Origin of the sequence: uncultured Pontibacter sp. (assembly GCF_947492645.1) — a bacterium.
Lineage (GTDB): Bacteria > Bacteroidota > Bacteroidia > Cytophagales > Hymenobacteraceae > Pontibacter.
Genome location: NZ_CANLMZ010000012.1, coordinates 1 through 14278 on the forward strand (window position 1 = coordinate 1; position 14278 = coordinate 14278).

The window sequence follows — 14278 nt, forward strand, 5'->3', positions numbered from 1 at the left end:
GTACGCTTGCCTTTTTTCGCTGTCAGTTTTTCCATATAAGGTTGATGTTGGTGTCAACCTATTTCAGGACAGGACAAGTGCTCATATCAAAGCCAGCCGGTAACCCCGGCTGGCTTTTTTTGTTTGTCTTTACTTAAGATAAAGCACATTAGCACAAAGTCATTAAGTATGGATTGTAGCGTGTGCCTTATTAAAGCAACATAAATAAGAATGAATCATCAGAAACAGTACATAATAAGTCTCATATCCGGTTATGAGTAACCTCAGATCATGATCTGAGCAGATTTGAAGGTTTGGAGAGCGTAAAATTGTGACAAGTAAGCTGCAGCAACAACAGTATAGTGGCAGCTTCAAAGGCCAAAATTCACAAACACTTTAAACAGCTAATCATGGAAAAGAGCTATTATTTGAACAACACATTTAACAATGTAGTTTTCAAGAACCGGAACCAGGGATACGGCGCTTACCAATTGCGCCGTGTATATAATCACAACATTAAGTTTGCGGTAATATGTGCCACACTTTTATTTACCGCCGCCTTATTCGCACCACTTATCAGTACAAAGTTTTTTCCTGCCGCCATCAAACCAGATACCCCCCTTGTGAAAGACCATGGTACTGTTACTGTAATAGAAGTTATACCTGAAAAAGAAAAACCTAAACAGGAAGAGCAAGTTGCAGTAGCCCCTAAGGAAAAAGTAAAAACAGAAGTATACGCTGAAACCAAAGTAGTACCTGATAACGCAGCAGTAGAAGATAAAACAATCGCTAACCAAGAAGACCTACAAGGAGCAGCTTTTGGAACAGAGAAGGTGGAAGGAGAACCTCTACGAACTCCAGACGCGCAGTTGATTGATGAAGCGCCTATAGGCTTGGATACAGGTAATACAGCAGATGAAAATAATGGTGTATTTATTTATGTTGAAGAAATGCCGGAATTCAATGGGGGTGAAAAAGCCATGTTACAGTATATAGGTAAAAAGGTAAATTACCCAAGAGCGGCACAACGCGAAAACATTCAGGGGCTTGTTGTCGTTACTTTTGTTGTTGCGCCAACTGGTGAAATTCGTGATGCAGAAGTTGTAAAAGGGTTAGGGTACGGCACAGACGAAGAAGCGCTACGCGTAGTAAGAGGAATGCCTAAGTGGAAACCAGGAAAGCAAAATGGCAGGCCCGTAGCAGTAAGATACACGTTGCCAATCAGATTTAGCATAAGATAAAACTCAGTTATACCAGAAAGCAGGAGCATATATACTGAATTGTATACTTCTGCTTTCATTTTAAATCCACAACTGTTATTTTTAAGGGTTAAACAACAATCCGTTAGCTACAAATAATAATGCTAAGACCTCGACCAAAAAGACCATCTAATAATATGGCGCAGAAATTTGTGCGCATATTTGGCCTGCTGATGACATTACTGTATGTTGGCTTAGGTATATTTCTGATAGCTATTGATAAGGATCAGTTAAACCTGAATATCTCTGACGAAGTAAGATTAGTATTGGGTGGTATACTTATACTTTATGGTGCAGCTCGATTTATACGTGTTTATCAATTAAGCAAGAAGTCTAGAAATAACAGGGATGAAGAGTAGAATAATAAGTGCTTTTAGTGGATTAGCTTTAGTGGCAACTCTTTTTTCCTGTGGCGGTAACGACCCCAAAAAAGAACTTGACACCCCGACAACCGGCAGCATAAAAATTAGCGTTGACGAGTCTTTCCAGCCTATCATCGAAACACAGATCAGCACCTTTGAGGGAATATACAAGTATGCGAGCATAAGTGCATCGTATAAATCTGAAGGGCAGGTAGTACAAGATTTACTAAATGACAGCACAAGGGTAGCAGTACTATCCAGAGAATTAACCGAAGAAGAGAAAGCTGTATTTGAGAAGCGAAAATTAGTACCACGCTATACCAGAGTAGCCATTGATGCTGTAGCATTAATCGTTAACAGAAACAATAAAGACACTCTATTAACTGTTAATGAGTTGAGGAATATCTTTTCTGGCAAAACAAAGACCTGGAAAGAACTGGATGAAGAATCGAAATTAGGTGATATAACCATCGTATTCGATAACAATAACTCAAGCACGGCACGATACGTTAGAGATTCTCTGATAGCTGGCAATCCTTTGCCGCCAAACACGTTTGCATCGAACTCACATAAAGCTCTTATAGATTATGTGAACCAGAATGAAAACGCAATTGGTGTAATAGGTGTGAACTGGATAAGCGACTTCGATGACTCTGCTGTGGTAGGTTTTATGAACCAGATAAAAGTAGTAGGTATAAGCCGTGATCCGGCTCCGTTTACTACTGACAGTTATTTCCAACCATATCAGGCATACATTGCACAGGCCGAATACCCACTACGCCGTTATCTGTATATCATTAGTACTGAGGGACGTACAGGTCTTGGCACAGGATTTGCATCATATGTTGCAGGAGATAAAGGACAGCGCATTATACTTAAGTCAGGTCTTGTGCCTGCTACAATGCCGGTACGTGTTGTTGGATTAAGGAACTAAACGCTTGTCAACCTCTACAAACAAACATTTACAGAAACAACTAAACCTAAATTACAATGACTAAGAATTGGAAGTATATCGCTTTGATGGCGGCAGCCTTTCCTGCAACAGCAGCGTTCGCACAATCTGGAGATGCAGGACAGAAAGCCGTTGACCTAGAGCGCTATGAAGAAGCTAAAGCTTTCTATAAGTCTCAGCTAGGGTCAAAAAATGCTGATAAAGCATACTTTGCTATGGGAGACATTTATCTTAAAACTGAAAAAGCAGACTCAGCAGCCTATTATTTTAATCAGGCTCTTGCCAAAAACTCTAAATCATCTATAGCACATGTAGGTTTAGGTAAACTTGCTTTAGAGCAAGGAAATAAGGCAGGCGCAGAGGAGCACTTTAAAAACGCCCTTAAGCGAGGCAAAAAAGATTCTTATGTGCTAACTGAGATTGGTGAGGCCTACGTAAAAGCGCCTAACGCTACAGAGGCCGATATCAATAAAGGAGTTGAGTACCTGAAGCAGGCTTTGGAGCGCGATAGAAACAACGCGGAAGCTAACGTTATACTTGGTGATGCTTACCTGGCGCTTAAAAACGGTGGCGAGGCCATGACTAACTATGATAGAGCGATCCAACTTGATGACCGTAATGCGAAGGCTTATTTAAAGAGAGGCCAGCTTTACACCAGCTCACGTAACTACAACGAAGCAGAAGAAGCTTTCAAAAGAGCAATTGAGATCGACCCTAACTATGCACCGGCTTATCGTGACTTAGGCGAGTTATACTACTTTGCCGGACAGTACGATAGAGCATTGTCAACGTTCCAGAAGTACGTAGACATGGCAGAGAATACGCCAGAAACTCGTGCTAAATACGCTTCTTTCCTGTTCCTGACTAAAAACTACGACCAAACACTTAAGGAAGTAGAGCAGGTACTACAGAAAGATCCTACTAATACTGTAATGAACCGCTTAAGAGCTTACTCATACTTAGAGCTAGGCCAACCGGAGAAAGCATTAGAAGCCATGAACACCTACCTGCAGAAGGTAGACAAGTCTAAGCTAATTGCTAGTGACTATGAGTACTATGGTAAGATTCTGAGCAAAAACAACCAAAATAAGGAAGCTATTGATAACCTGAACAAGGCAATCGAAATGGATCCTTCTAAAGTTGATTTATACTATGAGCTTGCTACTTTATACAGTAAGGATAAGCAGTTTAACAAGGCTATCGAAACGTATGCAGTAAAGCAGGAAAAACACGGTGTATCTAATACCGACTATTTCCATATCGGTAATGCGTACATGATGGCTGAAGACTATAAGAAAGCTGATGAAGCGTACTCAAAAATCATTGAGAGCAACCCAACGTATGCTTATGCCTATATCTGGAAAGCCCGTGCTTTATACAACCAGGATCCTGAAACGGAGCAAGGTTTAGCTAAGCCAGCTTATGAAGAGTTCATCAAACTAGCAGGCGCTGATACTGAGAAGTATAAAAAAGAGCTAATAGAGGCTAATACTTACCTTGGGTACTACTATTACCTGAAAGGCGAGCGTGACAATGCTGTGAAACACTATTCTGTAGTGAAACAGCTAGATCCAACTAATACACAAGCTGAAACTGCTCTGAACGAGATCAACAAAACTGCTAAGAAAAAATAAGCAGCAGAACACATAGCAACAAAAAAGCCCGCTCTAATGAGCGGGCTTTTTTGTTGCTATCCTATTTTTACTTCACTACACAAAAGAAGTGTAAAGGCTACTCGGCATAAAGCTCCCACTTATCCAGCACGTGCTTAAAATCAGCAGGCAGTTCAGTATCAAATTGAATGAATTCTTTTGTAACAGGATGTATAAACCCTAAGGATTTGGCATGTAGTGCCTGCCTTGGCATCAATTTAAAAGCATTCTCCACAAAAGCCTTGAATGTACCGTTTGGCACACCAGCTAAAATCTTATCTCCTCCGTATGTTGCGTCAGAAAACAGCGGGTGCCCAATATACTTCATGTGCGCACGTATCTGGTGCGTGCGTCCGGTTTCCAGATTGCATTGCACTAGCGTAACATATTTAAACCTGCGCAGCACCTTATAATGCGTTACAGCATGTTTCCCATACTCGCCATCCGGATACACAGTCATCACTTTACGGTCTTTTGCGCTACGGCCTACGTGCCCTGTAATCGTACCACTATCTTCTTTAGGAGATCCCCATACTAAAGCATAGTATGTTCTTTCGATAGAGTGGTCATAAAACTGTTTGGCAAGGTAGGCCATACTATAATCTGTTTTGGCAATTACCAGTAGCCCTGAAGTATCCTTATCAATGCGGTGCACTAAACCGGGTCTCCCCTCCCCATTCTGCGTTGTAGGCAAGTTTTGCAGGTGGTAAACCAAGGCATTTACCAACGTACCGTTCCAGTTGTTGTATGCAGGGTGCACTACCATGCCAGCCGGCTTGTTTACCAGTAGCAATTCGCTGTCTTCGTATGGTATATCCAGCGGGATGTTCTCTGGGGAAATGTCTGTATCACGAGGAGGCTCCGCCAGCGTTACGGTAATTACATCACTTGGCTTTACCTTATAACTTACTTTTACAGGTTTCTGGTTAACCTGTACGGCCTCCGATTTAATGGCTCCCTGCAATTTATTACGTGTAACGTTGGGCAGGCGGTCCATTAAAAACTTATCAATACGCAGCAGGTTCTGCTTCTTGTCTACTACTATCCGATGATGCTCGTAAAGCTCATCGGAATCTTCTGCTGCTTCTTCCTGATCTAAATAATCAACCACGGATACTATTTGCTTAGGGCTGTAACAAAAAAGAAAGCCGAAGTATAAACAACGGCTTTCCTGAACTATAGAAGTAGGTATCTGCTAATTAGTTTTTCTTCTTTGCAGGAGATTTAGCAGGAGTTTTTGCTGGTGTAGTAGCTGGCTTAGCTGCAGCAGGCTCTGGCGTTTGCTGTGCCTTAGCTGGGTCAACACCTAATTTTCTTAATACAAGCGGAGAGATATCGCCATCTTCAGGGCCAGCAAGCAATGCCTGGTTGCTGATAACGTAAGTATAGCCATTCTCTTTCGCTACATCTTTAATAGCTTTGTCAATTTTAGCGATAACTGGATCAACTAAAGACTTTTCTTTTTGCTGTAAAGACATCTGCGCATTACGCTGAAACTCCTGGATAGAGTTGTTCAGGTTCATCAGCTCTTTCTCTTTGTCTTCGCGGATTGTCTTATCCATTGTAGAAGCACCTTTCTCATAAGCCTGAAGTTTACCTTCATACTCTGCGTACTTGCCTTTTAACTGGTTTTCCAGCTGCGTGCTGTGCGTCTTAAGATCAGATTCGATTTGCTTGCTTTCAGGCAACTGTAGCAGGATATATTCTACGTTTGTATAACCAATCTTAAGGGGCTGGTCGTTGCTTTGTGCGAAAGACGCAAAGCTGATCAGTAAGAACGCTACTACTAAGGTTTTGATTTTGTTCATCATTGGTTGGTTAATTAAAATAATATTCAGTTTTAGTTTTTAGACTTCTTCGTTGGTTTTGGTTTTGCATTGCTATTGTTCTGCGGCTCACTTTGCTGCTCTTCTGTTTCCGGCAAATTTCCCGGGTCATCAGCAGTATTTGCGGCAGGGCGACTACCTGGCGTGTTTTGTCTGTCTGATGCCAAACCTAGCTCCTCTAGTACATACTCCGTATAATCATGCACCGGATTCGTATAAATCATAACCAGATCGCCAGATTTATCAAACATGATCTGCAACCCTCTAGCCTTTGACACTTTCTCTACAGCTGTAAATACTTCATCCTGTATAGGCCGCATTAACTCCTGGCGGCGCTTAAACATCATGCCTTCGTAGCCAAACACTTTTCGCTGGTACTCCCGTGCTTCTGTTTCCTTTTTAGCAATCTCTGCCTGGCGCTTCTTCTTCATTTCTTCCGTCAGAAGCACTTCTTCGGCCTTGTAATCTTGTTTTAGTTTATCAACCTGCTGTTGTAAAACTTCTATTTCTTTCTGCCAGGCCTCAGCATATTTGTCCATCTCCTGCTGCACTTTGTTATAAGCAGGCATCTTACTCAAAATAAAATTTGAGTCAATATAGCCAAACTTCTGTGCTTGCGAAACATGTGCCAGCAAAAAGCCTGTTAAAAAGATGAACAAAAACTTTTTCATACTAATTCCTTGTCTAGCGTATCTGCTGACCGATTATGAAGTGGAACATACCACGTTTATCATTCTCTCCTCCTGGCAATGTATCTAGTCTCCAACCATAGTCAAAGCCCAGCATACCAAAAGCGGCCATAAATATTCTGGCACCAACACCAGTAGAGCGGTATAACTTAAACGGACTGAACCTTTCGTAAGAGCCAAAGTTATTACCTGCTTCCAGGAAGGCTAAGCCGTAGATTGTTGCTGCCGGGTTCGGAGAAATCAAGTATCGTGCCTCCAATACAAATTTATCGAAAGCAACACCGCCTGCATTTCGCAACGTTAAGTCATCATTGTTTACAACACGCTCATCATCATATCCACGCAAGCCAATATATTCTGTACCCACAAAGATATTACCGCCACCTAAACCTGAACCGCCAAGCTTAAAGCGCTCAAATGGCCCGATTTCTTCGTTAGAGCTATAAGTGCCCAGGAAGCCAAAGTGAGCTCTTGTGTTTAATACCAAATTCCCTGCCAAGTTTATAAAGTATGAGGCATCAAACATGAATTTGTTAAACTCGATAAACTCATACTGGTCTTTTCTGTCTGACAGCAGCGAGTATGGCGGTGTTAAGTTTACACTTAAAGAGATAGAAGAACCACGGCGCGGATAGGTAGGGTTATCTACACTACTACGCCCTATGGTGTTCACAAACGAGATACTGTTTGAGATACCATTATCAAAACCCTGGAACAGCGCATAGTTATTTAAGCTGTAGCGGTTATAAGATAGTGAGTGGTTCATGTAGAAGTAGTCATCAGGCCAGTTCAGGCGTCTGCCTAAGCTAATAGCACCACCATCTACATTCAGGCGCTGGTCTGCATCTCCTGGTATTCTTCTTACTGTTTTAAACAAGCTAACTGAGAATGAATTACGCTTACGGCCACCTAACCATGGCTCTGTGAATGAAAGCGCGTAAGACTGATAGTATTTACCGTTTGCCTGCACATTTAAAGACAGGCGCTGGCCATCTCCGCTAGGTATTGGTCTCCACTCCGACAGGTTAAACATTTTTCGGGTAGAGAAGTTGTTTAGTGTAAGTCCTACTGTACCAACAGCACCTATAGGGCCACCCCATCCACCAGATAAACTGATCTGGTCATTTGGCCTCTCCACTACACTATAGTTGATGTCCACGGTACCGTCTGCCTGGTTTGGAATAGGCACCATGCCTATCTGCTCAGGGTCAAAGTAACCAAGTCCTGCTAATTCGTTACGCGATCTGATCAAATCGTCGCGGCTATACTTTTGTCCCGGTATAGTGCGCAACTCTCGCAGAATTACATGGTCACTTGTTTTATCGTTACCTGTAACTGTAACCTTGTTTATAGTAGCCTGCGGTCCTTCAAAAACGCGCATCTCCAAATCAATTGAGTCACCTACAATAGCCACCTCTACCGGGTCTATGCTAGAGAATAAGTAACCGTCATTCTGGTAAAGCCCTGACACATCTATACCACCAGTTGGGTTATAGTTGATTCGCTTCTCCAGTTCCTGCTGGTTATATACATCTCCTTTTTCGATGCCAAGCACACGTGTTAGGTATGCATCATCGTAAAGGTAGTTGCCCTTCCAGGTAATATTACGGTAGTAATAGCGGTTGCCTTCGTCTACTGTAATGCGTATGCCTAGCCTGTCGTCGCTTATCCTGTAAACCGAATCAGAAACAATGGTAGCATCACGGTATCCCTCTGTACTGTAAAAATCCAGTAGAAGCTCTTTATCAGCTTCGTATTCTGACTTCTGATACTTAGATGAGGTAAATATTTTATAGAATTTCTTCTCTTTGGTCTTTTTAAGCTGCCGCTTTAGCTTTCGGTCAGTAAATGCTTCGTTTCCAACAATGTCTATTTCACCGATCTTTACTTTCTGGCCTTTATCTACCGTTATATCTAAAACCACGCTATTAGGAAGGGTAGTAGATGGACGTTGCACAATGTTAACCTGCGCGTTTAAGTAGCTTTTCTCGTTATAGTACTTGCGAATAGCATTACGGGTGCTGTTAAGTACAGCGTCTGTCACAATTTTACCCTTTTGCAGGGTTACTTTGCCTTTTAGCGCATCAGCCTGTGTTTTATTTATACCGATAAAAGTAAAGTCTGCTAAACGAGGGCGTTCTGTAAGGCTAAAGTTAAGCCAGATGCGGTCGCCTTCTGTTTTAGTTATAAAAACCTCTACGTCACCAAGTATACCCTGGTCCCATAGTTTTTGTATGGCACGGCTTATGTCCTCGCCGGGAACAGTAATTTCGTCGCCTACCTTAAGGCCTGTAATCGAAACCAGCGCAGAGGGTACCAGAAAGTTAGCACCAGTTACCGAAATATCAGCTATGATATATTGGCGAGGTTGGGTGTAATCAACAGGATTAGTTTGCGAAGGGTTGTTTAGAACTTGGGACGAAGCTGTGCCTGTTATTAACAGAAACACAAGTGCCCAGATGCATCTTGCCATTAATATTCTCACTTGGTTAGTTGTTCACTGGTTTTTCCGAACCTGCGCTCACGGCGCTGGTAAGAAATAATTGCTTCATATAAGTGCTCTTTCCTGAAATCAGGCCAAAGCAGCTCTGTAATATATAATTCGGTGTAAGCCATCTGCCAAAGCAGGAAGTTACTAATGCGCTGTTCGCCACTTGTTCTGATAAGTAGCTCCGGATCCGGCATACCTGCAGTAGATAAATGTGCTGCAACGGCAGACTCATCAATTTCTCCAGGCTTTATACTTCCCTGATCCACTTTTACTGACAGGCGTTGCATTGCCTGGGTTATGTCCCAGCGGCCACTATAACTTAACGCCAGCACCAACGTCATTCTGGTGTTTTGCTTCGTTAAATCTATAGCCTCCATCAGTTCTCTCTGACAAGAAGCTGGTAAGCTAGCAGTATTGCCTATCGTTTGTAAGCGGATGTTATTCTTGTTAAGTGTAGCAGTTTCCTTTCTGATAGTAGAAACCAGCAGTTGCATCAGCGCAGTTACTTCGGTGGCAGGCCTTTTCCAGTTTTCTGTAGAAAAAGCATAAAGCGTTAAATACTCAACTCCCAGTTCCGCTGCGCTTTCCACAGTTTCACGCACAGCCGTTATAGCACTCTGGTGGCCGAATATGCGCAACCCACCCCTCTGTTTTGCCCAGCGTCCATTTCCGTCCATTATAACGGCAATGTGCCTGGGTAAATTGTTCAAGTCAACTTTCTCTTTAAGATTCATTAAAGCACAATTTCCTTGCAAGTTACAAAATGCAAGGCAAATTTGTGAAAGATTAACTTTCTAATCTAATATTCCTGTCTTGTTTTTATACGGAGGAGGGCAATTAACGCGATAAATGGTATAAGAAAGGCTTATTCCGTTATAAAAATACCAGTCGTGGTCGTATGGGTTGGCCACACGTTTCCCGTCAATCTCCATAACGTTATCAAGGCGGTCCATAATTAGCTTACGTGCACCAAACTCAAGGCCAAGGTTCCAATGCTTGCTTAGCGCATACTTTACTCCCACACCAAATGGTATAGAAACAGCAACGTTTGTTTCAAAAGGCTTATTCAGAGTCTCCTCCAGATCTGGGTTTTCGGTACTTACCTTAATGTTATAGATAAGCCCAGCCACTCCCGCAAAAAAGTATGGCGATACTCTAGGCTTTTGGCGCAAATCGTAGTAATCAAGAAAGTTATACTCCCCTATCAGAGAAAGCTCTGCAAAGCTTATCCGTGCTTCTGCCTGGCGCCAGTTGTGGAGCGGTAAATCGTATGCTTCGTCGCTAAAGGTGTTGTCGTCTATGATGCGATGGCTTAACATCAGGCCGCCACGCGCGGTGATAGGACTCGAAATATCCCTGCGGTAGAAAAGTGAGATGGCGGGTTGATTATTAAGAAAGCGGTAATTAGGGGAAAGTTCTCCTTTGTAGTTTGCGCCTCCTATGCCAAACCCTATTTCGCTGGTTGTAACCGGCGTTTGCCCAAAAGCTGACTGACTAAAAAAAAGACTCCCTATTTGCAGCGTGGCGCAAATAAGGAGTGCTTGTTTGAATATCTTTAATATCATGAAAATCTATTACGGAGTTTAGAGAAGAACGATAATATGTTCTATCTATTATCTAAACTTCGGACTTCTAATACGAGGAGCAAGTATATAGTTAAGCGTAAGGTTTGTGTTAATGTACCAATCATCGTCAGCATCGTTACCTCTCCTGTTGTTGCTTATGTTACCGTAGCTAGGTCTGGTGCTGTTTGAGTTTAGGGTAGCGCTTCCGTAAGGAGTGCCACTAATATCCGGAACAACTTTAAACCCGCTTGCTGCGCTTCTATCAGAAAGTAATGCGGCTGCTTTAGGGTTGCTGCCTCCACCTGCTAAGATGTCTGCTTTGTTTGCGTAGCCGCCACTAGAGTCATCCAGGTAATCCGTAAATGTTTTTCTCCAGCCAACTTCCAGGCTCAGGTCCCAGTTTCTGTCTACTTTGTAACGCACACCTAAACCGAAAGGTATGGCAATACCAACACGCTTGTATGGGTCTGGATAATCTCCATTTGCATATTGGCCGGCTGTTCCAAGTGGCTGCAATTCATACCACCCTGTCGGAATATCATCTGCCGGATTTAATGTGCCTTGTCCAGGAGCATAGTATGTACCTCTTTCGTAATAAGCCTTAGGATTATGATGGAATACAGCTAGACCTACGAAACCATAAGGCACGAAGTCCGGACGACGACGGTAAGTCTGACGGTTTTCGAAAAGGTCAACTATAACTACGCCGCTAAGTTCTTTAATATCGTTTCTGAACGAAAGGTTACGGCCAAAGCGTCCGCTGTTCTCACCTTCTGTTTGTGAAGCACTCAGCATATCATCGCCTACGATGCGACCCCAGTTAAAAGCCCCTCTAAACGATATTCTTGGAAAATACCTATAGGTATAGCTTATACCAACACTTGGTCTTGTTGATTTAAAGCGTAAGCTTGTAAAATCCGGCTCAGGCACAATATCGCCGAAGTAATTTGTAGCACCAACGCTAAACCCAACTGACCCATACTTCTTTCTCTGCGTAAATCGCTGTGCATCAGCCTCTGTAGCCACCAAAGTTACCATAAAGATAAGCAGCAGTACAAGGGTACAAAATTTTCTCATAACAAAAGTATTTCTTACGGATGGAGATTCTTCGGACTAAACAATTACCCCAACTTATTATAGCAGAGACAAAAATAACGAATTAACCTTACTAAAGAAATGATATTTAAAATATTTAATATAATTTACTTTAGGAGTATATTACGTTTATCTAGTCCCCAGTTTAGTTTACTTCTAAGGGTAGATAAAAAATTAACATGGTTTAACTTAACCAAACGAGCAACAAAGTTCTCCCTTCTTACTGCCAGCTGCACCGCCATATCTACTGGAGTGGACCTTGAGTCAAGCGAGGCCAGGTAGCTGCTGCTTCTGCCTTCTACTTCAAAGGAAATTACGCTCCGATCAGAAACAATCATGGGGCGTACGTTAAGATTATGGGGGCATACGGGCGAAATAACAAAATTGTTGGTTTGCGGAAGCACTAAGGGCCCACCACAACTTAACGAGTAACCGGTTGATCCTGTCGGAGTGGCAACAACGAGTCCATCAGCCCAGTAAGAATTCAGATATTCACCATCTATATACGTATGTACCACTATCATAGACGAAGAATCGCGCTTTAATACACTAAACTCATTCAGGCCAAAATTGATGCCGTCAAAAACCTCCTGATCAGAGTCTACACGGATAAGGGCGCGATCGTCTAGCGTATAGTGCCCTTTGTATAAAGCATCTAAAGCAATGTTTATACTATCGTAAGGTATAGTTGCCAAAAACCCTAAACGGCCAGTATTGATTCCTAGTATAGGAATCTCCTGCGCACCCACATAAGTTACAGCATCAAGCAGGGTACCATCACCGCCTATGCTCAGCACGACATCCACATCCTCCAGTATATCGCCGCGCCTGAAGGTCTGAATGCCGGTTGGCAGATTTAATGTGTTCTGCAAGTATAACTGGAAATGCTCTACCAGAAAAAGCTCGGTCTTTCGCCTGCTCAATTCATCAAACAACATTTGAATGAACGGTGCAATGCTATCGCTGAACGGTTTTCCGAGTATCGCTATTCTCATATAGTATATTTTAAAATGGTATGCGTCCGCTAAAGTACAATCCTTTATCTCCTTCCCTGTTCAGGCTGTACTCCATTCGTAGTACTATGTCATAAAATGTAACCAGGTGCAGGCCCAGACCGCCTCCAGCCATGAAGTGGTTTGTAAGCGGGTTACCTTTTTCAAAAGTATCATCCACTACGTAACCTGCATCGGTAAAGGCATTTAAGTAAACTGCCAAAGGTATATTGTTAAACTTTGGGTTATCAACAAATTTAAGCTTTATACTTTTAATATCGAGTAGTTGCCGTGTTAGCCCCTGCTTAAAAAGTCCGTAATGCTGCCCCCCTACAACGTATAGTTCGTACCCTCTTACAAAGGATCGGTAACCTAATGCGATGTTATCGGCAAAGGCATGCTTGCCAGCCAACCGCAGCTGCCCCTCTGCGCCGGCCATGTAAGTGAATTTCTCCGAGAGCTTAACGTAGTGCACATACTTTGCGCGGGCAGTAGTAAATGGGCTACCACTATCCTTCAGGAAAAAAGTCTGTGCAAAGCCAGTTTCAAAGTAACTACCGGCTGTTGGGTAAACAAAGTTATTCCGCTTATTTATTACTTTATAAAGCTCTGCCCGCATGTACTGTCGCTCCTGCAGGGCATTACGGTAGTAGTCGGGGTTTAGCTGCGATACCGAGTCTGAAATTTGCTCGTGGTGGTAAGACAGCCTTACGCCCTGCTGCCGCTGCACGCTTTGCCGGTGTATGATGCCTGCCGCCACCGAGGTTCTTTTAATCGGCAGCACTTCCTTTTGCTCTAAAAACCGCTGTTTGTTATTTAAGTTAGTGTAGCTGGTTGTGCGGCTCCTGTAATCTGCTACAGCCACCTCAGCGCCAAGGTTGTACTTTCGTATAATGTAAGGCACCCGGTACGACAGCTCTAACCTTTTATTGAAGCCCTGCTGCACCCGCAGCCGCACATCCTCGTTACGCCCCCTAAAGTTGCGGCGCACCAGGCTAAGGCCATAGTCTATGCGGCTCCAATCTTTTTTTTCGAGCCAGGCATTAAAATTACGATCCGCAAAATCAAGTATGGGAATGGGATAAAGGTAAAAGCGCTCCTGCACCAGGTATGTTACCTGCACGCTATTAGCTGCACAAGTATAACTCATGTTCACGTAGTGAAACAAGCGCAGGTTAAAAAGGCGTCTTCGGTTCTCTTCCAGTAAAGGTTCCAGGTCGGCAGTAGCAATAGTGTCGCCGGGCGAAAAAGTCAGCTCAATGAGCATGACCTGGTCTTTAGTTACCTCGTTCCCGGTAAGTGTTATACTTTCGATTACGGCAAAGGGTGCATCACAAGGCGCAGCTTTTAGTGCAGCAGCAGAAAGGCATAAGCAAAGTATAAAAGCAAGCGCACGCACTATCATCTATGCGCTGC

General features: G+C 43.0%; 13 protein-coding genes. 4 read left to right on the forward strand and 9 right to left on the reverse strand.

Annotated elements, in window-relative coordinates:
- Nucleotides 1–389: 389 nt before the first annotated feature.
- The 4 genes from Q1A23_RS17335 (at nucleotide 390) to Q1A23_RS17350 (ending at nucleotide 4186) form a co-directional block, all read left to right on the forward strand.
- Entirely contained in the window at nucleotides 390–1220 is an 831-nt protein-coding gene (locus Q1A23_RS17335; protein WP_299825745.1) for an energy transducer TonB, read from the forward strand.
- A 155-nt stretch (nucleotides 1221–1375) separates the two neighbouring features.
- Nucleotides 1376–1597, forward strand: coding sequence for a hypothetical protein (locus Q1A23_RS17340; RefSeq protein WP_299825748.1), 222 nt, complete (start codon nucleotides 1376–1378; stop codon nucleotides 1595–1597).
- Nucleotides 1587–2534, forward strand: coding sequence for a substrate-binding domain-containing protein (locus Q1A23_RS17345; protein WP_299825750.1), 948 nt, complete (start codon nucleotides 1587–1589; stop codon nucleotides 2532–2534). Before Q1A23_RS17340 ends, Q1A23_RS17345 begins: the two co-directional genes overlap by 11 nt.
- A 56-nt stretch (nucleotides 2535–2590) precedes the next feature.
- The gene (locus tag Q1A23_RS17350; RefSeq protein WP_299825753.1) at nucleotides 2591–4186 is read left to right on the forward strand and encodes a tetratricopeptide repeat protein; all 1596 of its coding nucleotides are present in this window, start codon (nucleotides 2591–2593) and stop codon (nucleotides 4184–4186) included.
- Between the two features lie 97 nt (nucleotides 4187–4283).
- On the opposite strand, the gene Q1A23_RS17355 is transcribed toward Q1A23_RS17350, so the two are convergent.
- The 9 genes from Q1A23_RS17355 to Q1A23_RS17395 form a co-directional block, all read right to left on the reverse strand.
- Nucleotides 4284–5315, reverse strand: a complete 1032-nt coding sequence (locus tag Q1A23_RS17355) for an RluA family pseudouridine synthase (RefSeq protein ID WP_299825756.1) — start codon at nucleotides 5313–5315, stop codon at nucleotides 4284–4286.
- Between the two features lie 88 nt (nucleotides 5316–5403).
- Nucleotides 5404–6015 carry an OmpH family outer membrane protein gene (locus Q1A23_RS17360; RefSeq protein ID WP_299825758.1) on the reverse strand — a complete coding sequence of 204 codons (612 nt, stop codon included), beginning with the start codon at nucleotides 6013–6015 and terminating at the stop codon, nucleotides 5404–5406.
- A 29-nt stretch (nucleotides 6016–6044) separates the two neighbouring features.
- Complete coding sequence (locus Q1A23_RS17365) at nucleotides 6045–6701, reverse strand: OmpH family outer membrane protein (protein WP_299825761.1); 657 nt, start codon at nucleotides 6699–6701, stop codon at nucleotides 6045–6047.
- Between the two features lie 13 nt (nucleotides 6702–6714).
- Nucleotides 6715–9192: an outer membrane protein assembly factor BamA gene (bamA, locus tag Q1A23_RS17370; protein ID WP_299825764.1), complete on the reverse strand. Its 2478-nt coding sequence runs from the start codon at nucleotides 9190–9192 to the stop codon at nucleotides 6715–6717.
- 8 nt (nucleotides 9193–9200) lie between these two features.
- Nucleotides 9201–9944, reverse strand: coding sequence for an isoprenyl transferase (locus tag Q1A23_RS17375; RefSeq protein ID WP_299825767.1), 744 nt, complete (start codon nucleotides 9942–9944; stop codon nucleotides 9201–9203).
- 60 nt (nucleotides 9945–10004) lie between these two features.
- Complete coding sequence (locus tag Q1A23_RS17380) at nucleotides 10005–10775, reverse strand: DUF6089 family protein (RefSeq protein ID WP_299825770.1); 771 nt, start codon at nucleotides 10773–10775, stop codon at nucleotides 10005–10007.
- Between the two features lie 48 nt (nucleotides 10776–10823).
- Nucleotides 10824–11852: a DUF6089 family protein gene (locus Q1A23_RS17385; protein WP_299825772.1), complete on the reverse strand. Its 1029-nt coding sequence runs from the start codon at nucleotides 11850–11852 to the stop codon at nucleotides 10824–10826.
- 125 nt (nucleotides 11853–11977) lie between these two features.
- Nucleotides 11978–12865 (reverse strand): NAD kinase, encoded by an 888-nt coding sequence (locus tag Q1A23_RS17390; protein WP_299825774.1) that lies wholly within the window; start codon nucleotides 12863–12865, stop codon nucleotides 11978–11980.
- Nucleotides 12866–12875: 10 nt separating this feature from the next.
- Nucleotides 12876–14267: a BamA/TamA family outer membrane protein gene (locus Q1A23_RS17395; RefSeq protein WP_299825777.1), complete on the reverse strand. Its 1392-nt coding sequence runs from the start codon at nucleotides 14265–14267 to the stop codon at nucleotides 12876–12878.
- Nucleotides 14268–14278 lie beyond the last annotated feature (11 nt).